This window comes from Pseudonocardia sp. N23 (assembly GCF_002583555.1).
Taxonomy (GTDB): Bacteria; Actinomycetota; Actinomycetes; order Mycobacteriales; family Pseudonocardiaceae; genus Pseudonocardia.
This window is the reverse complement of record NZ_BEGX01000155.1, coordinates 66,891-85,417: the sequence shown is the minus strand read 5'-3', so window position 1 is coordinate 85,417 and position 18,527 is coordinate 66,891. Positions and strand designations below refer to the sequence as shown.

Sequence of the window (18,527 nt, the reverse complement as noted above, 5' to 3'; positions counted from 1 at the left end):
CGCCCGCCGTTCCACGAGGAGTTCGACGATGCCCGTCAGCACCACGATCGGCGTCCTGGCCGTCGCCGCCGCAGTGGCCGCGGGTGCGGCACCCGGCGTCGCCGCCTCGGTCGTCCCGGTCACCTCTACCTGCACGGTCACGACCGGCGGCACCGAGTCGTCGGGCGGGCGGCAGCTCACCGAGCAGGAGGCGCGACAGCTGCTGGAGCAGACACGCGAGCTGGTGGCGTCGCTGACGCTCGCGGGCCCGGACACCCGTGCGGTGGCGCTCTCGGCCGGGATCCGGTCGCTGGGGATCACGCCCGCGGTCGCGACGGGCTGGCGTCAGGGCGTGCACGACCTCGCCGACACCGCACTCGCCGCGATGGGTACCGACGCCGCAGCGAGTGCGGTCGCTGTGGCACTCGCGCGATCCGGCTACTCCCCGACCCCGGCCGACCTGCGCCGCACCGGCCCCACCGACGACGACGCCACTCGGGAGCCCGCCGCCGAACGCGACGCGGACGCGGATGCGGTCGCGTACGAGACCGAGGCCGGCGCCGACGAGACCGATGGCGCGGCGGACACCGACGAACGCCGCGAGGACGGTGAGGGGTTCACCGCGTCCGCCGGCCGGGCCGCACCCTTCGTCGTCGACGGGATGTTCGCCGCCGCGATCGCGTCGCTGCCCACCGAGGGCATCACGGTCTGCGGGATCGACGGGGGCACCTCGGGTGGGGCCGGGACCGAGGCCATCGGCTGGTCGGCGCAGGCAGACCGGCTCCTGGAACGCCTCGACGCCGATCCGGACCCGGACGCGCGACACCTCGCCGAGGTGATCACCCGGGCTCGCAACGGCTCGAACACCGTCGAGGCCGGCGGGACGCGGGCGGGAAACCGCGGCGCAGACCCGGCGACGGACAGCACCACCACCGGTCGCGGGACCGGGACCGGGACCGGGACCGGGACCGGGACTGCCGGCGCTAACCGCGGCGCCGAGACGGATCGAGACACCCGGACCGGGGGCACGCAGGCGTGGGAGTCGAAGGCCCAGGCGCTCGCCGACGAGCTCGAGGCCGCGGGTGACGACCCGACAGCCCGCCGCCTCTCCGAGCAGCTCGCCGCCCAGGGCATCACCGCGGACAGGAGCACGACACGCGACGCCGACAGCCGCGACGCCGGTTCGAGTGACTCGGGATCGACCGAACCGGAGCCGCCCACCGACATCGACGCCGACGCCGACGCCGACGCCGACGCCGACGAGAACAGCACCGCGGACAGCACCGATGACGACAGCGACACCAGTGCGGACACCGACACAGCCGCCGACACCGACACCGCAGACCGCGACACCGCCGGCACGCCGGATGAGGACGCACCGGCCGACGCGCGCAGCGGTGGCGGCTCCGACTGGGACCGGCTCGCGCAGTGCGAGTCGAGCGGCAACTGGTCGATCGACACCGGCAACGGCTACACGGGCGGGCTCCAGTTCGACGCCGCGACGTGGAAGGCCTACGGCGGCGACCAGTACGGGGCCAGCGCCGACAAGGCCACCCGCGAGCAGCAGATCGCCGTCGCCGAGAAGGTCAGGGACGATCGCGGCGGGTACGGCGCCTGGCCCGCCTGCTCCCGGAAGCTCGGCCTGTCGTGACCGCGCAGTGGCAGGAGCCGGGACCCGATCCCGTCGGCACGCCCGCTCGACCGAGCGTGCGGCAGTCGCGCCGCGGGCCGGTGCGCCGGCTCGTCGTCGGCAGCCGTCCGGGCACACCGCCCACGACGGTCACCGAGCTGACCGCGGCCCTCGGCGACGCCACCCGGCGCGGCGCGGGCCCGGTGCCGGTCGACCGCGTCGACGTCGAAGAGGTGTCGGCGTCCGCGGCCCGCGCCCACGTCGCCGGAACGATGCCCGACCCGGCGTCGACGGCCGCGCGGATGGGCGCCACGGCCGCGGCGATGACCGCGCTGGACCTGCCCGCGGCCGTCACGGACCCGGTGAGCTGGAACGGGTTCGGCGCGCTCATCCCGGTGCTGTCGGGATCGCCCGGAGCGGGCGCGTCGGTCGTCGCCACGGCACTGGTCGACGCGCTCCAGCTCGCGGGCCGCTGTGTGCTGATGGTCGACGCCGCGGACCCGGCCCGGTCGGGGCTCGCCGCGGCGGCGGAGGTCGAGGGCCCGTGGACCTCCGCGCTGACCCCGGACCTGTCGCTGCGCTTCTCGTGGCGCGGACAGGCCCTGCTCACCCGGCTGGAGAGCACGTTGCCGGTGATCACTCCGGGGATGGTCCCGCCACCGCCGCAGTGGCTGCCCGAGCTCGACCCGCTGCACGTGACGGTCGTCGACATCGGCCACGACGGCTGGCGCGCCGCGGCGAACCCACTGGCCGGGCCCGGCGGCTGGTTGCGGCTCGGCACCCCGGCGCAACGTCCGCTGCTGGTGGTGCGGCCGACGAGGCCGTCGCTGCGCCACGCCGAGCAGGTGCTGGCCCGGCTCGAGCCGTGGGTCGCCGCCGGCGCGGCGGTCAACCCGTACCAACTGGTCGTCGTCGGTGCCAAGCGCTGGCCCGCGGGCGTGGTCGGGGCCGCGGGTCGACGCCTCGAGCCCATGACGGAAACGGCCGTGTTCATCCCGCACGACGACGACGTGCAGGTCGCGGGTGTGACGGCCGAGCTCCTGCCCGACCGCCTCCTCGAGGCCGTGACCCCGCTGCTGACCAGGTGGAACCTGGTTCCCGACACCGCGGGACGGTCCCGTAGGAGGCCACGGTGAACACCACAGCGCCGGCTCCCGATGCGCCACCCGCACCGCGGGTCCGGCGACGCGGCGGACTGCTCGTCGCCACCCTGTGGGTGCTGGCGTCGCTGCTTCTCCTCGGACTCGTGTCCCTGCTGCTCGGCCTGGGCGCCCCCGGACCGGGCCCGGCTCCCGCGCCGGGCGTCGATCAGTCATGGGACGCGGCCGCCGAGACGGCGCTCGCCACCCGCCCGATGCCGCGGCTTCCCGACGCCGCGGCCCAGCCCCACACGCTGAGCACCCGCGCCCCCGACGGATGGATCACCGTGCCTGCACCGTCGGACGGCTCGCCCGGGGGCGCGCTCGCCCGGCTCACCGAGTTCACCCGGGCCGGACTGCTGGGCGCGGACCCGCAGGCGTACGAGCTGGCCTACGGCGCCGTCGCCGAGCCGGGGGCGCCGCAGGTCGAGTCGACGGTCATGCACCGCGGCCTCACCCGGATCCGGGCCGCGGCGGGGCTGCCGCGCACCGGCACAGTCGCCGATCTGTCGATGACGTTCACGCCGTTGGCCGGGCTGGTGAAGGGCACCGCGGACGGCGGGCGCTACGCCGTCGTCTGTGTGCTCGGTCAGGTCGACGTCGTCGCGAACGGCGTCCCGATCAGCTCGGGCGGCGCTGACTGCCAGGCGATGCGCCGCGTCGGCGACCAGTGGCGGATCAGCCCGGGCGCCCAGGCCGCTGCTGCCACCGTGGCCTGGCCGGGCAGCGACGAGGCCCTCGACGCCGGCTACCTGCCGCTCCGGACGTCCTGATGCCCGGCATCGACGTCGCGATCGCGAAGGCTTTCGACACGATTCTCGCCTCGATCATGAAGGCGCTGTGGGCGGCCGCGCTGTACCTGCTGCGCACCGCGTTCGACCTCGTCGACGGGCTGCTCGCGTTCGGTCCCGGCGCCACCCCGTTCGCGGCGCTGGGGAGCACCCTGACGCATGTCGCGTGCGTCGTCGCGCTCGGCCTGTTCCTGTGGCAGCTCGGGGTGACGGTCCTGCGTGGCGGCGCCGGGTTCTGGCGCATCGCGACGGGACCCCTGGCCTTCGGTGTCGCGTGCGCGCTCAGCGTCGGTGTCGTGACGGTCGCGGTCGGCGGCGCCGACGGCCTGGCGCGGCTGCTCCTGCGGGAGGGGCTCGGCGTCGACGGGTTCCGCGGGCTGCTCGACGGTTCTCCGCTCGGGCGGGTCCTGACCGAGACCCCCGACCTGGGCGGCGAGGTCGACGCGACGGCCCGCTCGGTCGTACTGGGCATCGTGTCGGCGTTCGCGATCGTCCCGGCGGCGATCGGGTTCCTGCTGCAGGCGGTGTTCCGGCAGGTCGTCGTCCTCGTCCTGGTGGCGACGCTGCCGCTCACCGCGGCCGGGCTCATGACCCGGACGACGGCGAGCTGGTTCTGGCGCGCGCTGCGTTGGACGGCTGCGGCCGTGCTGTTGAAGCCCGCGCTCGCGCTGGTGCTGGTCGTCGGGGTGACGATGCTCGGCGAGCCGTCGGGTCCCGGTGGCCTGCTGGCCGCGGCGGGCGTGCTGCTGGTGGCTCTGTCGTGCCCGTTCGCGGTGTTCCGGCTCCTCGCGTTCGTCGAACCCGGCACGGCTTCCGGTGCGGTGCTGCGCGCAGGCCTGACCCGGAGCTCGTCGGGTTCCGACGACGTCGTGGCGGCCGGGTCGGCGGCCGAGGACACCCACGTCGCACGCTTCGACGGCGCGGTCGCGCCGGGCCGGGTGCCGGACCGCGAACCCGAGCCGGAGCGGACGCCCCCGACGCCCCTGCCCCCGATGACCCTGCTGCCGCCGCGCGCGGACCTGGTCGTCGTCCGCACCGACAGCGAGCCGGTCACGTGAGCGCACGCCCCGGCGACGCGCCGCGCGTCTACCGCGACCTCGACGCCCGCGAACGCGGCGGCTGGGTCCTCGGCCTCAGCCCGCCGCAGGCCCTCGCGTGCCTCGCGCTCGTCGTGCCGGTACTGCTCGCGCTCACCTCCGGCAGCTGGGGCCATGTCGTCGGACTCGTCGCGGTCGACGGCCTGCTGGTCGCCCTCGTCGTCGTGCCCGTGCGTGGTCGCCCGCCGCTGCGCTGGCTCGCCGATCTCGTCTCGTTCCGGACAGGAGTCCTGATGCGCTGGTCGCTCTGGCAGTCGAAGGCCGCCGCAGGCCTCGCCGGCCCGCCCGGTGAACCGGACCTTCCGGGTGTCCTCACCCGCGTCGAGTTCCCCGACGGTCCTCCGTTCCGAGACCAGGGCCGGCTGTGCCTGATCCACGACACCGGCGACGGCCGCTGGGGCGCCACGGCCCGGCTCGCGCACTCCGGCGTCGGGATGCTCTCGGACACCGAGTGCGAGCGGCTCGCCGGGCGGCTGGGCCACCTGCTCGTGGCCATGGGCCGACGGGACGTGGTCGACCGGCTGTCGCTGCTGGTCAGGACCGTTCCTGACGACGGCACCGAGTACGGGGTGTGGCGGTCGCTGCACGAGGTCCCCGACGCGCCCCTGCTCGCCCGCCGGGCCGCGGACGAGCTCGACCGCACGGTCGGCGCGGCGTCGGTGCGCTCGGAGCTGTTCGTGACGGTGTCCGGCCCGGAGACGGCGTTGCGCCGCCCGGCGGCCGCCGCGGGCGGTGGCGTCGAGGGCCGGGCCAGCGTCCTCTACCGGGTCCTCGACGGCCTCGACGACGCCCTGACGACGCTGGGCGTCCAGTCGGTGACCTGGTTGTCGGGCAGCGGGATGGCAGCGGCGATCCGAACGGGGTTCAACCCTGCCGCGGCCGCCGGACTGACCCGCGACCGTCTGACGGGGCGCAGCGGGCTCCCCCTGTCCGCGGCGGGCCCGGCGCTCGCTCCTGCCCCTGCCGCGCGCGCCTACCACCACGACGGCTTCTCGACGGTCTCCTACGCGGCGATGATGCCGCCGACCGGCACGGTCTTCGGCTCGCTGGGGCCGCTGCTGGCCGTCCGCAGCGAAGGTGAGCGCCGAACGGTCGCGATCCACTACGAGGCCCTGTCCGCGCGGGCGGCGGCCCGCGCGGTGCGATCCGGCCGCTTCCGCTCCACGGCGATGCGGGACTGGCGTGCGGCCCGCGGCGTCGGCGACACCGCGACGGACCGGCGTCGCTCCGACGGCGCCCGCGACCAGGAGTCTGCGGTCGCAGCAGGTCAGTCGATGGTGCGGTTCACCGTAGCGGCCTCGGTGACCGTACCCGCGGACCGCGACGTGGAGGACCACGCGGCGCGGCTGGAGAACGACGCGTCCGGCCGGTTCCGGCTGCTGCGCCTCGAGCTCGCGCAGGACTCGGCGTTCGTGGCGGCGGTGCTGCCCGTCGGTATCGGGCTGCCGCGGCTGCGGGGAGGGCTGGACGGATGAGTGCCATGTCCCGACGGCCGTCCGGCGGCGCGGCTCCGCGAGGGCGAGGCGCGGACGACCTGCTCGCGCTGTTCGGTGCCGGCGCCCGCGGCGGGGACCCCGCCGTCCCCGCCGCGGCGTCCGACGATCATCGCGGCCGCGTGAGCCGGCCACGGGTCCCGCGACATGGTCGCGCCGAACCCGGTCACGGCTGGGCCGCGGTCGAGGCCGTCGACCGGGTGCCGGTCTACCGCGCGACGACGGGCGAGGTCGGGGGACTCTTCCCGTTGCTCGCCGCCGAGGGCGTCCCGGCGGTCGGCGCCCGGATGGGCTACGACGCGCTGTCCGGCGGCGCGTTCTACTGCCACCCCGTCGAGTGGCTGCTGCGTGGCCTCGCCACGAACCCCAACATGGTCGTCTTCGGCGAGCCCGGCCGCGGAAAGTCGTCGACGGTCGTCGCGTTCTGCCTGCGCATGATGCTGTTCGGGATCAAGACGCTGGTCTCCGGCGACGTCAAGGGCGAGTACACGCCGCTGCTGCGTGCACTCGGCATCACCCCGGTTGAGCTCGGCCAGGGCAGCGCAGCCCGTCTCAACGCCCTCGATCTCGGCCCGCTCGCCGCCCGCTGGGCCCGCTGGTCGCCCGCCCGCCGCCGCGAGGAGCTCACCGGCATCATCGCGCGCTGGACCCGGCTGCTCGCGGCGCTCGCCGAGACCCAGGGCTACAGCCCGACCGTCACCGACGAGCTGGTGCTCTCCGTCGTGCTGCGCCGGCTCGTCGGTGGCGACGGCGGCGCCGCGTCCCGCTTGCGGCCCATCACGATCCCCGATGTCGCGAAGGCCCTCGCCGACCCCGACCCGGACCTCTGGCGGCCGGCCCGATTCGCCGGGGAACGCGAGTTCCTCGACCACACCCGGCTGATCACCGACGCACTGTCCAACCTCGTCCACGGGCCGCTCGCCGGCCTGTTCGACGCCCCCACGAACGTCGACCTCGACTGGGACGCGCCGATCCAGTCGATGGACCTGTCCCGGCTGCGCTCCCGCGGTGACCAGGCCGTCGCGGTGGCGTTGACCTGCCTCGGCTCTTGGTCGTCGATGATCACCGACCTGCAGGACGACGGTGAGGTCCGCATCGTGGTGCGCGACGAGGTGTGGCGGCAGCTGCGGCTCGGGCTGCGGGCCGTCCAGGCCGTCGACTCCGACCTGCGGCTCTCCCGCGCCGAGCGCCGCATCCAGCTGCTGGTCATGCACAAGCCGTCGGACCTGCTCTCGGTCGGTGAGGCAGGGTCGCAGGAGGTCGCGATCGCGAAGGACCTGCTGTCGCTCTGCTCGACGCGGATCCTGCTGGGCCAGTCGACCCGCGTCGCCGACGAGCTGGCCGCGGAGCTGGCGCTCTCCGAACGGGAGCAGGAGGCGACGACCGGCTGGGCGATGGAGCGCCGAGGGCGGGCGCTGTGGAAGATCGAGAACCACCCGGGCCGCAAGGTGCAGACGGTCCTGTCGCCGACGGAGCAGCGCCTCTTCGACACCGACGCCCCGCTCCGCGCGCCGGCCCGGCAGGCTCCGCGACGCCCCACACGGGTCGACGGATCAGCGGTCGGAGCGTCACGGTGAGGCCGTGGTCGTGGCGCGCCGCAGTGGTCGTCGCGGTGGTCGTCGCGGTGGTCGTCGCGGTGGTCGTCGCGGTGGTCGTCGCCGTCGCCGGCATCGGAGCGGGTCCCGCCGCGGGGTGCACCGGCCGGCCCACGTCACCGGGCGACCGCGAGCCCGGCACCGCCCGCGACCGGGGATCACGCGGGAGCGATGACGCGACCTGCACAGACCCGGTCACGGGGATCGACGACGGCGCCCGCGGCCGCGGCCGCACCCTCACGGTCGGCGCCGGCGGGCGGTACCGCGACATCGGCGCCGCGGTCGAGGCGTCGAGCCCCGGCAGCTGGCTGACCATCCCCGCCGCACCCGGCGCGGAGGTCGTCGTCGAGGGCGGACCCCGTTCGGGGAACGGGCTCGTCGTTCTCGACGGACGCTCCTGGGTGGAGCTGGTCGGGCTCCACGTGCGGGGGTCGCCGACACAGGGTGTGTACGGCGACCGGGTCGACCACGTGGTGCTGCGCGACTGCGAGCTCTCCGACGTCACGATCAGCGGGAACCACATCGGCGGCAACGGCCGCGGCGCGATCACGTTCAACGCCGGCCCGCTCACCGGGGTCACCGTCCGCGCCGACACGTTCGGCGAGGGCGACCACGCCCCCGCCGGGCGGAACGGCGTGACGTCGCTCGACAACGTGACCGGCGCGGTCCCGGCCGTCACCGGCGCGGTCCTCGGTTCCGGGCGTTGTGCCCGATGACGTGCTCCCGCCGCGCGTCGCTGGTCGCAGCCCTGTGCGCGGTCACCGTAGCCCTGTCCGCCCCCGTCCCGACCGCACCGGCCGCTCCGCGAGCGACGGCGGGCCCTCCCCCGGCCGCGATCCTCAGCGAGACCGCGGACCTCGACGGCCATCTCCGACGTGCCGCGGCCGCACATCGCGACGGCGACGGCCCGACCACCGGTGACGCGAGCGGTTCGGTGTTCCGGGCACCCCTCTCGGCGACCGTCGGTCAGCTACGCACCGAACGAACCTCTTGCACCGCAACGGTCGTCGACTCCCGCAGCGGCAGCGTGGCCGTGACGGCGGCGCACTGCGTGCACCGGCCCGCGCGCTCGCCGATGGAGCTACCCGGCGACGGTGCCCCCGGCCCGCTGGCGGTGACCGGGTTCGTGCCCGGCCGTGACGGCGACCGGGCACCGTTCGGCAGCTGGCCGGTCGACCGCGTCGAGGTCGACCCACGTTGGGCCGGGTCGGGCGAACCGACCTACGACATCGCATTCCTGCGACTGGGCCGGGTCGGCGGCCGGGTGGCCCAGGAGGTCGTCGAGGCGCAGCGCATCGCGTTCGGCACGGTCGCGGCGGGCACCCCGATGACGGCGCTCGGGTACCCGGCCGCGACACCGTTCGACGGCCGCACGTTGCGGCGCTGCACGAGCCCGGGCGTGACGGTCAACCGCGCAGCCTTCGGGGCACTGCAGATGCGGTGCTCGATGACGCCCGGCGCGTCGGGTGGGCCGTGGCTGCACAGCTTCGACGTGGGGACGGGCATCGGCACGGTCGCGGCGGTCACGAGCTTCGTCGACGAGTCGAACGGCCGGCTCAGCGCCGTCGCGATCGGCGCGGGTGCCCGCGCGTTGTTCGACGCGGCCGACCGGTGACGGGAGTGCGGCGCACCCGGCGGCCACGCCTGGCGGCACTGGTCGTCGTGGTCGTCGCCGTGTGGCTGGGGTCGTCCACGGCGCTGTTGACCGGCATGTCGATGGTCGCGGTGCTCGGTGGCGCACTGGCCGGTGGCTGCGCAGGCGACGGCGGCCCGGGCGGGGGGGCCCGGCAGCTCGGTGACCGCTCGTGGTCGGCCGAGCAGACCGACAACGCGCAGACGATCGTGCAGGTCGCGGTGTCGCGGCAGCTGCCGCGGCGGGCTGCGGTCGTCGCGGTGTCGACGGCGATCGTCGAGTCGGCGCTGCGCAACATGTCCCACGGCCACGCCGACTCGCTGGGTCTGTTCCAGCAGCGACCCTCGCAGGGCTGGGGTCCGCCGGAGACGGTGCTCAACCCGGCATTGGCGGCGGCCGCATTCTTCGACCGGCTGACGCTGGTGCCGGGGTGGGCGACGATGGCGCCGGGCGTTGCGGCGCAGACGGTGCAGCGCTCGGCGTTCCCGCACCGCTACGCCCCGGCCGAGCGCGCCGCCGCCGCACTGGTCGCGTACCTGTGGCCGGGTCCCGACGAGAGCACACCGGAGGATCCGCAGGCCGCTGCCGCGGCGACGCTGCGCTGCGCCGACCAGGGCGCCGCGGACGTCGTCCCGGCACGGGCCGAGGACCCGACGCCCCGCGGCGGACCGCAACGGTCCCCGGCGCGCGTCGCGAAGGACCGGGTGCCTGCGGGGTTCACGCTGCCGGCCGATCCGCGGCAGCGGGCCGCCGTCGCCTACGCGATCTCCAAGATCAGCCGTCCCTACGTGTGGGGAGCCAAAGGGCCCGACGCCTTCGACTGCTCCGGCCTGATGACGGCGGCGTGGGCGGCGGCTGGTGTGCCCGTCCCGGCGGGGACGGTCACCCAGAAGACTGCGGGCACCCCTGTCGAGCTCTCCCGGGTCGCGCCGGGCGATCTGCTGCTGATCCCCGGCTCACTGGGGTCACCGCGCAACCCGCGGCACGTCGGCATGTACATCGGTCACGGCCTGGTCGTCGACGCCCACGACTCCCGCAGCGGCGTGATCGTCTCGCCGCTGTCGTCCTGGACCCCGAAGATCGTGACGATCCGCCACATCGCCGGACCCTCGGGCGGGTCGGCGGCGCGCGCGGCGTGACCCGCAGGGTGGCGAACTTCCCGGCGAACCGATGAGTCCCGGACCTCGGCGCGGTCGGATCGCCATGCCCACCACGAACATCGCCCGCCGAATGACCGACCTGCTCGAGCCGATCTGCCTCGTCACCTACTTCGCCGACGAGCCCGGCGAGGAGCTGTCCGCGCTCGGCCACCGCACCTACTGGGACGACTACTTCGCGAGCCGCGCCGCGCCGCTGGGACGGGTCGCGGCAGAGGTGGTGCACGCGGCCTTCTACAGCTTCGCCGAGGGCGAGGTCGCCCGGCACATCCCGGGCGTGTGGGAGACGGTCCCGGCCGAGGTGTCGCGCGCCGCGTGGCAGCGGGGCAGCGTGAGAGCCCTGCGGCGCATCCTCGGTGCCGAACTGGCCGGCTCGCCCGGCCTGGTGCGCGCCGCCGACCTCACCACAAAGGCCGCGACGAGTGCGCCGACGAACGGCCGGGTGATGTACGCCGGGATGCGCACGCTGCCGATCCCGGTGGAGCCGTTGGACCGGCTGTGGCACTCCGCGACCGTGCTGCGCGAGCACCGCGGTGACGGGCACGTCGCCGCGCTGCTCGGCGCTCAGATCGGCGGCACGGAGGCCCATATCCTCAGCGCCCTGGACAACGGCATCCACCCGGCGGAGTCGTTCGGGCGGGTGCACCACCTGCCGACGGACAGGCTGGCCGCGGTGATGGCCGGCCTGCGCGAGCGCGGGCTCGTCGACGCCGACGGCCGGTTCACCGACGCCGGCCGCGAGACCAAGCGCCGCATCGAGGCCCTCACCGACGAGCTGGCCACCCCGCCCTACGACGGGTTGTCTCCCGAGGAGCTGGCCGAGCTGCAGGCCGAGCTCGAGCCCATCACCGCGACGCTGGTGGCCGCCGGATCGAAGTGAGAGCCGACACCGAGCTCAGACGTTGAAGCGGAACTCCACGACGTCGCCGTCGGCCATGACGTAGTCCTTGCCCTCCATACGGACCTTGCCGGCTGCCTTGGCGGCGCTCATCGACCCGGCGGCGACGAGGTCGTCGTAGGAGACGATCTCGGCCTTGATGAAGCCGCGCTCGAAGTCGGTGTGGATGACGCCGGCGGCCTGGGGGGCGGTGGCGCCCTGCGCGATCGTCCAGGCCCGCGACTCCTTGGGCCCGGCGGTCAGGTAGGTCTGCAGGCCGAGGGTGTGGAACCCGGCGCGGGCCAGCGAGTAGAGGCCGGGCTCGGGCTGGCCGATCGACTCCAGCAGCTCGCGAGCGGACTCCTCGTCGAGCTCCAGCAGCTCCGACTCGACCTTGGCGTCGAGGAACACGGCGTCGGCGGGGGAGACGAGGTCGGTGAGCTCCTTGCGCTTCGCGTCGTCGGTGAGGACGCCCTCGTCCGCGTTGAAGACGTAGAGGAACGGCTTGGTGGTGAGCAGCGTCAGCTCGCGCAGCGGCTCGGGGTCGACCCCGGCCTGGAACAGCGTCTTCCCGGTGTTGAGGATCTCGACGGCGGCCTCGGCGGCCTCGAGGATGACGCGCCGGTCCTTCTGCATCCGCGCTTCCTTGGTGAGTCGCGGGACGGCCTTCTCCAGCGTCTGGAGGTCGGCGAGGATCAGCTCGGTCGAGATGGTCTCGATGTCGGCCGCGGGGTCCACGCGACCGTCGACGTGCACGACGTCGTCGTCGGTGAAGACGCGCACGACCTGGCAGATGGCGTCGGACTCGCGGATGTTGGCGAGGAACTTGTTGCCCAGGCCCGCCCCCTCGGAGGCGCCCTTGACGATGCCCGCGATGTCGACGAACGACACCACGGCGGGCACGACCTTGGCGGACGAGTGGATCTTCGCGAGCTCGTCCAGCCTCGGGTCGGGCAGCGGGACGACACCGACGTTGGGCTCGATCGTCGCGAACGGGTAGTTGGCGGCGAGCACGTCGTTGCGGGTCAACGCGTTGAACAGGGTCGACTTGCCGACGTTCGGCAGGCCGACGATGCCGAGGGTGAGGGACACGACGGACCAGCGTAGTCGCCGACGTCACGGCTTCTTCCGACACCACCGTTCGGCGCAATACGATGAGCCGAAAAGATCAATCACGAACGGTGGTCCAGGTGCGTGTCCCGAGTTCTCGCGTCCTGCTCGTCGGGGCCGTCACGGCCGCGCTCGCGGTGACGACGGTCGTGGCGGTGACGTTGACGGGCAGCCCACAGGGCGCGGTGGCGCTGCCGCGGTTCGCGCCGTCCCCGCCGGGGTCGTCGTTCGTGATGCCGACGGCCGACGCCCCGCCGTCCGCGTTCGAGGCTCCGCCGACGTTGCCGCCGCTTCCGGCGGTGCCGGTCGGGACGCGTGCACCGGCCCCGCGCCGCACCGCGGAACCGACGACGACCACAGCTCCGCCGACGCCGGTGCCGACGCAGGAGCCCCAGGACCGACAGGAGCGGTCGTCGACGCCGCCGACCCGGGTGCAGGCACCCCCGGCGACCGCATCGACGGACGAGCGGGTGCGGTTCGCCTGCGCGCAGGGCTATCTGAACGGTCCGATGTGCGGGCAGTGACGGCCCGTGGACCGCTGACGCACGTGTCCGATTCCCGCCGGAACCGTGCCGGTGGACACTGGCACGATCGATGTCATGCTGCTCGATCAGGACCTCTGCTACCGCGCCGTCGCGTCGCGTGACGCGCGGTTCGACGGGCAGTTCGTCACCGCCGTCCGGACGACGGGCATCTACTGCCGTCCGTCGTGCCCGGCGACGACCCCGTTGCGCCGCAACGTCGAGTTCCTGACGACGGCGGCAGCCGCGCAGCAGCGGGGCTACCGGGCGTGTCGCCGGTGCCTGCCGGACGCGGTGCCGGGATCGCCGGAGTGGAACTGCCGCGCCGACCTCGCGGGCCGCGCGATGCGGCTGATCGGCGACGGGCTCGTCGAACGCGAGGGGGTGCCGGGCCTGGCGCGGGCGCTGGGCTACTCGGAGCGCCACCTCAACCGGGTACTGACGGGTGAGCTGGGGGCGGGGCCGTTGGCGCTGGCCAGGGCGCACCGGGCGCACACGGCGCGGATTCTCGTCGAGACGACGATGATGTCGATGGCGGACATCGCGTTCGCGGCCGGGTTCGCCAGCGTCCGACAGTTCAACGACACCGTGCGGGAGGTCTACGCGGTCTCGCCGCGGACGTTGCGCGCCGAGGCGGCCGCGCGCGGCGGGCACCGGCCGACACCGGTCGCGGGTGCGCTGGTGCTGCGGCTGCCGCACCGGCTGCCCTTCGACGCCGCCGGGGTGCTGGGGTTCCTGCGCGAGCGGGCGATCGACGCCGTCGAGTCGCTCGACGGCACCCGCTACCGTCGGACGCTGCGGCTGCCCCACGGCCCGGCGACGGTGGCGCTGGACCTGCCCGCCGACGCCCGGCACGTGACGGCGACGTTGCGCCCCACCGATCCCCGCGACCTCGGCCCGGCCGTGGCGCGGCTGCGCCGGCTGCTCGACCTCGACGCCGACCCGGTGGCCGTCGACGCGGTGCTGGGTGCCGACCCGGCGCTCGCGCCGTCGGTGGCCGCGGTCCCGGGGGTACGGGTGCCGGGCACGGTCGACGCGTTCGAGCTGGCGATGCGAACGCTGCTGGGCCAGCAGGTGTCGGTGGCGGGCGCACGGACGACGACGTCGCGGCTCGTGGCGGCACTGGGCGAGAGCCTGCCCGTCACCGCGGAGGACGCCCCCGACGACGGCCCGAGGCTGCTGTTCCCCACCGCCGCGGCCGTCGCCGAGCGCGGGGCCGAGGTCCTGACGGGCCCGGTGCGGCGCACGGAGTCGATCCTCGGGTTCGCGGCGGCCGTCGCGTCGGGTGAGCTCGTGCTGGACCCGGGACGCGACCCCGCGGCGTTGCGCGCCGAGCTGCTGGCCCTGCCGGGCATCGGGCCGTGGAGCGCCGGCTACCTCGCGATGCGCCTGCTCGGCGATCCCGACGAACTGTTGGCCGAGGACCTCGCGGTCCGCCGCGGCGCCGCTGCGCTCGGCCTCCCCTCCGACCGGGCCGCGCTCACCGCCCACGCCGAGCGCTGGCGTCCGTGGCGTTCCTACGCGGCCACCCATCTCTGGCGTGCCTCCGCGGCGCGCCCCGCCGTCACGAAGGAGACGTCATGAGCACGTGGTCCACCCTCGACACCCGGATCGGCCCGTTCACCGCGGTCGTCGACGACGAGGGCGCGGTCCTCGCGTCGGGCTGGACCGGTGAGGTCGACGACCTGCTGCCGCTGATCCACCCGTCGCTGCGGCCCGTCGAGGTGCGCCGGGTGACCGACCTCGGGCCGGTCGGGAAGGCGATCACCGCCTACCACGACGGCGACGTCGGAGTGATCGACGGTGTGCCGGTGCGGCAGCGGTCCGGGCTGTTCCTGGAGCACGCGTGGCAGGTGCTGCGGACGGTGCCGGCGGGCGAGCCGGTGACCTACACCGAGTACGCGTCGCGGTCCGGTCGGCCCGCGGCGGTGCGGGCGGCGGCGTCGGCGTGCGCGCGCAACGCGGCGGCCTTGTTCGTGCCGTGCCACCGGGTGCTGCGCCTGGACGGGTCGCTGGGTGGCTTCCGCTGGGGTGTGGACGTCAAGCGGGCGCTGCTGGACCACGAGGCGAAGGCCGCCTGACCCCGGTTCGACCGTTTGTTCGACCGCTCGCCGACGTCCGGGCGCCGCCGACCGTCCACTCCGTCGGGTGACCGGCGAGCCTGGCCGGTTCTGTCGGACCCCGGGTGCACCCTGACGGTGTGGATCTCGTGACCGCGCTGAACGTGCTGCTCATCGGCCTGCTCATCGGGCTGTTGGCCGGCGGTGGCGTGGCCTGGTTGTTCCTCGGCTCGCGGCACAAGGTGGCCACGGCGGAGGCGGCGCGCCGGGTCGCGGAGGTCTCGGCCACCGCGCGGGCCGACACGGCCGCGTTGCGTGCCGAACGGTCCGGGCTGCTGGAACGGATCGAGGATCTGTCCGAAGAGGTCGACACGGCGGTCGAACGGCTGCGCCGCGCGGAGAGCGAGGCGGCGGCCAGCGGCGCCGCGCTGCGCAGCGAGCGCGAGGCGAGCATCGCCCGCGAGAAGCTGCTCACCCGGCGCGACGCGGAGCTGAAGGAGTCGTTCCAGTCGTTGTCGGCGGATGCGTTGGCGCGCAACAACGAGAACTTCGTCGCGCTGGCCGAGGGCCGGATCAGGGAGGCCGCTGCGGCGCTCACGGCGAAGGCCACCGGTGACGACGCGGCACGGGTCGCCGCGCTCGACAAGCTGATCGACCCGATGACGGCCACCCTGGCTCGCGTCGAGGGCCAGCTGCGGTCGGTGGAGAAGGACCGGGAGTCGGCGTACGCGGGGCTGCGCGAGCAGGTCGCGACCATGCACCGGTCGTCGCAGCAGCTGCAGAGCGAGACGCGGCAGCTGGTCAACGCACTGCGCGCGCCGCAGGTCCGCGGCCGCTGGGGCGAGCTCCAGCTGGAGCGGATCGTGCAGCTCGCGGGCATGGTCGAACACTGCGACTTCGACACCCAGGTCACCGGCAAGGGCACGGGCGGCGACGTCGACGCGGGCATGCGCCCCGACATGATCGTGCACCTGGCGGGCGACAAGCAGATCGTCGTCGACGCGAAGGTGCCGTTCGCGGCCTACCTCGACGCGGTCGAGAGCCGCGACCCGGAGGTCCACACCGAGCGGCTCGCCGTGCACGCCCGGCAGCTGCGCCAGCACGTCGACTCGTTGTCCGCCAAGACGTACTGGACGGCGTTCGAACCGACGCCGGAGTTCGTGGTGCTGTTCGTGCCGGGTGACCCGTTCCTCGAGGCGGCGCTGCAGTCCGACCCGTCGCTGCTGGAGCACGCGTTCGCCAACAACGTCGTGATCGCCACCCCGACGACGCTGATCGCGCTGCTGCGCACCGTCGCCTACACGTGGCGACAGGAGGCGTTGGCGCGCAACGCCGCCCAGGTCCACCAGCTGGGCAAGGAGCTCCACTCGCGGCTCGCGACGATGGGCAGCCACGTCTCCAAGCTGGGCCGCAGCCTCGACACCGCGATCACCAGCTACAACCAGACGGTGTCGTCGCTGGAGTCCCGCGTCCTCGTGACGGCGCGCAAGCTCACCGAGCTCCGCGTGGCCGACGAGGAGATCCCCGCACCCGGCCAGGTCGACCGCGCACCGCGGACCATCTCGGCGCCCGAGCTGGTCGCCTCGGCGGCCGACTCGCTGATCGCGCTGCACGAGCTCGGCCGCGAGTCCTCACGCGACGGACACCGCGACGGGGGACGTGAGGTCCCGCGGCCGCATGTCGGCGACGACGAGGGGGGATCCCGGGCTAACGTGGGAGGGTGACCTCACCCCGACCCGCCGGCGTCCGCACGTCGGGCCGCCCCGCATCGGGTTCGTCGGCCGGAACGGGTGCCAACGGGCAGTGGCCGATGCCCGACCGGTCGATCATCGGGACCGTCCTCGGCATCCCGCCGTTCGCCGCGCTGGGCGTCGCGGTGGCGTTCACCGGCCTCGGCGCCCTGATCGACGTGCTGCGGATGGGCACGGTCGGGGTCGTCTTCAGGATCGGGTTCTTCCTGGGCTGCCTGCTCGCGGTGATGTGGGTGCGCCGGCGCAGCCTGTTCGGGCCGATGGTGCAGCCGCCACTGCTTGTCGCGGTGCTCGTCCCGGTGATCGTGCTGCTGGTCGGCCCGCCGCGCTCAGGCGGTGGCATGACCGAGACGCTGCTGCTCGTCGGCGCCCCGCTGATCAACTCGTTCCCGACGATGGCCACCACCACCGCCGTGGTCCTCGCGATCGGGGTCGGCCGGTTGCTGCTGCAGCGCTACGACGACCCGGAGCTACGGCTGCGCCGCGTCGCCGGGGCCGAGCGCACGGGCGCCGCGAAAGCCGACACCCGGAAGCCGAGCACCGCGAAGAGCACCACCACCACCGCGCCGGGTCGCGTCAGGCGCGACGGACGCAAGCCGGGTCAGACCGTCGCCGACCGCGCCCGCGAACGCGCCCGGGAGAAGCGGCTCGAGGCCGAACGCGCCGAGGCCGAGGGATCGCCGGCCCCGCGCGACGTCAGCGAGCGACCCGGCTCGGGCGCAGCTCGCGGGGCAGCGAGAACGTCAAGGTCTCCTCGGCAGTCGTGATCTCCTCGACCTCGTTCCAGCCGTGCTCGGCGAGGCGGTCGACGACGCCGCGGACGAGCACCTCCGGCACCGACGCACCGCTGGTGACGCCGACGGTCCGCACCCCCTCGAGCCAGCTGTCGTCGATCTGGCGGGCGTAGTCGATCAGGTACGACGCACCGGCACCGGCGGCGAGGGCGACCTCGACGAGCCGGACCGAGTTCGAGGAGTTGGCCGACCCGACGACCAGCACGAGGTCGCACTGCGGCGCCATCGCCTTGACGGCGACCTGGCGGTTCTGGGTCGCGTAGCAGATGTCGTCGCTCGGCGGGTTCTGCAGCGTCGGGAAGCGCTCCCGCAGCGCCGCGACGGTCTGCATCGTCTCGTCGACGCTCAGCGTCGTCTGCGAGAGCCACACGACCTTCTCGGGGTCACGCACCGTGACCGAGTCGACGTCGGCGACGGAGTCGACGAGCTGCACGTGGCCCGGCGCCTCGCCGGAGGTGCCCTCGACCTCCTCGTGGCCGCGGTGGCCGACGAGCAGGATGTCGTAGTCCTCGCGGGCGAACCGCTTGACCTCGCCGTGCACCTTGGTGACGAGCGGGCAGGTCGCGTCGATGGTCTGAAGCTCTCGCTCCTTGGCCTGGTCGCGGACGGCAGGTGAGACGCCGTGCGCGGAGAACACGACGATCGAGCCGGGCGGCACCTCGTCGGTCTCGTCGACGAAGATCGCGCCGCGGTCGCTCAGGGTCTGCACGACATGGACGTTGTGCACGATCTGCTTGCGGACGTAGACCGGCGCGCCGTGCTTCTCCAGCGCCTGCTCGACGGCCTCGACGGCCCGGTCGACGCCGGCACAGTATCCGCGCGGCTTGGCCAGCAGAACTCGCTTGGTCTCGGGTCCGGACATGCCCCCAGGGTACGGGCGTGCGCGCGGCTCGGCCGCCG

17 protein-coding genes are annotated in these 18,527 nt (G+C 74.4%); 15 read left to right on the top strand and 2 right to left on the bottom strand.

What is annotated here, in order from left to right; all coding sequences use genetic code 11:
• Positions 1-28 precede the first annotated feature (28 nt).
• The 10 genes from TOK_RS34635 (at position 29) to TOK_RS30835 (ending at position 11,394) form a co-directional block, all read left to right on the top strand.
• Positions 29-1,630 carry a transglycosylase family protein gene (locus tag TOK_RS34635; protein ID WP_098961506.1) on the top strand — a complete coding sequence of 534 codons (1,602 nt, stop codon included), beginning with the start codon at positions 29-31 and terminating at the stop codon, positions 1,628-1,630.
• Complete coding sequence (locus TOK_RS30875; RefSeq protein WP_253258768.1) at positions 1,627-2,745, top strand: hypothetical protein; 1,119 nt, start codon at positions 1,627-1,629, stop codon at positions 2,743-2,745. Before TOK_RS34635 ends, TOK_RS30875 begins: the two co-directional genes overlap by 4 nt.
• Positions 2,742-3,521, top strand: a complete 780-nt coding sequence (locus tag TOK_RS30870) for a hypothetical protein (protein ID WP_098961505.1) — start codon at positions 2,742-2,744, stop codon at positions 3,519-3,521. Before TOK_RS30875 ends, TOK_RS30870 begins: the two co-directional genes overlap by 4 nt.
• Positions 3,521-4,597, top strand: coding sequence for a hypothetical protein (locus tag TOK_RS30865; protein ID WP_098961504.1), 1,077 nt, complete (start codon positions 3,521-3,523; stop codon positions 4,595-4,597). Before TOK_RS30870 ends, TOK_RS30865 begins: the two co-directional genes overlap by 1 nt.
• Positions 4,594-6,111, top strand: a complete 1,518-nt coding sequence (locus TOK_RS30860; RefSeq protein ID WP_098961503.1) for an SCO6880 family protein — start codon at positions 4,594-4,596, stop codon at positions 6,109-6,111. The genes TOK_RS30865 and TOK_RS30860 overlap by 4 nt, the downstream gene beginning before the upstream one ends.
• Before the next feature lie 5 nt (positions 6,112-6,116).
• Positions 6,117-7,706: an ATP-binding protein gene (locus TOK_RS30855; RefSeq protein WP_253258767.1), complete on the top strand. Its 1,590-nt coding sequence runs from the start codon at positions 6,117-6,119 to the stop codon at positions 7,704-7,706.
• A complete protein-coding gene (locus tag TOK_RS30850; RefSeq protein ID WP_141566637.1) occupies positions 7,703-8,440 on the top strand; it encodes a right-handed parallel beta-helix repeat-containing protein in 738 nt (245 codons plus the stop codon). Before TOK_RS30855 ends, TOK_RS30850 begins: the two co-directional genes overlap by 4 nt.
• Positions 8,437-9,339, top strand: a complete 903-nt coding sequence (locus tag TOK_RS30845) for a serine protease (protein WP_098961501.1) — start codon at positions 8,437-8,439, stop codon at positions 9,337-9,339. Before TOK_RS30850 ends, TOK_RS30845 begins: the two co-directional genes overlap by 4 nt.
• Positions 9,340-9,344: 5 nt before the next feature.
• The gene (locus tag TOK_RS30840) at positions 9,345-10,496 is read left to right on the top strand and encodes a C40 family peptidase (RefSeq protein ID WP_253258766.1); all 1,152 of its coding nucleotides are present in this window, start codon (positions 9,345-9,347) and stop codon (positions 10,494-10,496) included.
• A 64-nt stretch (positions 10,497-10,560) separates the two neighbouring features.
• Positions 10,561-11,394: a MarR family transcriptional regulator gene (locus TOK_RS30835; RefSeq protein ID WP_253258765.1), complete on the top strand. Its 834-nt coding sequence runs from the start codon at positions 10,561-10,563 to the stop codon at positions 11,392-11,394.
• A 15-nt stretch (positions 11,395-11,409) separates the two neighbouring features.
• On the opposite strand, the gene ychF is transcribed toward TOK_RS30835, so the two are convergent.
• Positions 11,410-12,483, bottom strand: a complete 1,074-nt coding sequence (ychF, locus tag TOK_RS30830; protein WP_098961500.1) for a redox-regulated ATPase YchF — start codon at positions 12,481-12,483, stop codon at positions 11,410-11,412.
• 98 nt (positions 12,484-12,581) lie between these two features.
• On the opposite strand from ychF, the gene TOK_RS32230 reads away from it, so the two are divergent.
• The 5 genes from TOK_RS32230 (at position 12,582) to TOK_RS30805 (ending at position 17,600) form a co-directional block, all read left to right on the top strand.
• Positions 12,582-13,025 (top strand): hypothetical protein, encoded by a 444-nt coding sequence (locus TOK_RS32230; protein WP_141566636.1) that lies wholly within the window; start codon positions 12,582-12,584, stop codon positions 13,023-13,025.
• 75 nt (positions 13,026-13,100) lie between these two features.
• Positions 13,101-14,606: an AlkA N-terminal domain-containing protein gene (locus TOK_RS30820; RefSeq protein WP_098961604.1), complete on the top strand. Its 1,506-nt coding sequence runs from the start codon at positions 13,101-13,103 to the stop codon at positions 14,604-14,606.
• Positions 14,603-15,103 (top strand): methylated-DNA--[protein]-cysteine S-methyltransferase, encoded by a 501-nt coding sequence (locus TOK_RS30815; protein WP_098961498.1) that lies wholly within the window; start codon positions 14,603-14,605, stop codon positions 15,101-15,103. Before TOK_RS30820 ends, TOK_RS30815 begins: the two co-directional genes overlap by 4 nt.
• A gap of 119 nt (positions 15,104-15,222) precedes the next feature.
• Complete coding sequence (rmuC, locus tag TOK_RS30810) at positions 15,223-16,806, top strand: DNA recombination protein RmuC (RefSeq protein ID WP_253258764.1); 1,584 nt, start codon at positions 15,223-15,225, stop codon at positions 16,804-16,806.
• A complete protein-coding gene (locus tag TOK_RS30805) occupies positions 16,803-17,600 on the top strand; it encodes a DUF6542 domain-containing protein (protein WP_098961496.1) in 798 nt (265 codons plus the stop codon). Before rmuC ends, TOK_RS30805 begins: the two co-directional genes overlap by 4 nt.
• On the opposite strand, the gene TOK_RS30800 is transcribed toward TOK_RS30805, so the two are convergent.
• Positions 17,530-18,489, bottom strand: coding sequence for a 4-hydroxy-3-methylbut-2-enyl diphosphate reductase (locus TOK_RS30800; RefSeq protein WP_098961495.1), 960 nt, complete (start codon positions 18,487-18,489; stop codon positions 17,530-17,532). The genes TOK_RS30805 and TOK_RS30800 overlap by 71 nt on opposite strands.
• Between the last annotated feature and the right edge of the window lie 38 nt (positions 18,490-18,527).

Bases quoted from the DNA above. Each gene is read 5' to 3' on its own strand.
- TOK_RS34635 (WP_098961506.1), top strand. From the start codon at position 29: ATGCCCGTCAGCACCACGATCGGCGTCCTGGCCGTCGCCGCCGCAGTG.
- TOK_RS30865 (WP_098961504.1), top strand. From the start codon at position 3,521: ATGCCCGGCATCGACGTCGCGATCGCGAAGGCTTTCGACACGATTCTC.
- TOK_RS30855 (WP_253258767.1), top strand. From the start codon at position 6,117: ATGTCCCGACGGCCGTCCGGCGGCGCGGCTCCGCGAGGGCGAGGCGCG.
- TOK_RS30845 (WP_098961501.1), top strand. From the start codon at position 8,437: ATGACGTGCTCCCGCCGCGCGTCGCTGGTCGCAGCCCTGTGCGCGGTC.
- TOK_RS30835 (WP_253258765.1), top strand. From the start codon at position 10,561: ATGCCCACCACGAACATCGCCCGCCGAATGACCGACCTGCTCGAGCCG.
- TOK_RS30820 (WP_098961604.1), top strand. From the start codon at position 13,101: ATGCTGCTCGATCAGGACCTCTGCTACCGCGCCGTCGCGTCGCGTGAC.
- TOK_RS30815 (WP_098961498.1), top strand. From the start codon at position 14,603: ATGAGCACGTGGTCCACCCTCGACACCCGGATCGGCCCGTTCACCGCG.
- TOK_RS30800 (WP_098961495.1), bottom strand. From the start codon at position 18,489: ATGTCCGGACCCGAGACCAAGCGAGTTCTGCTGGCCAAGCCGCGCGGA.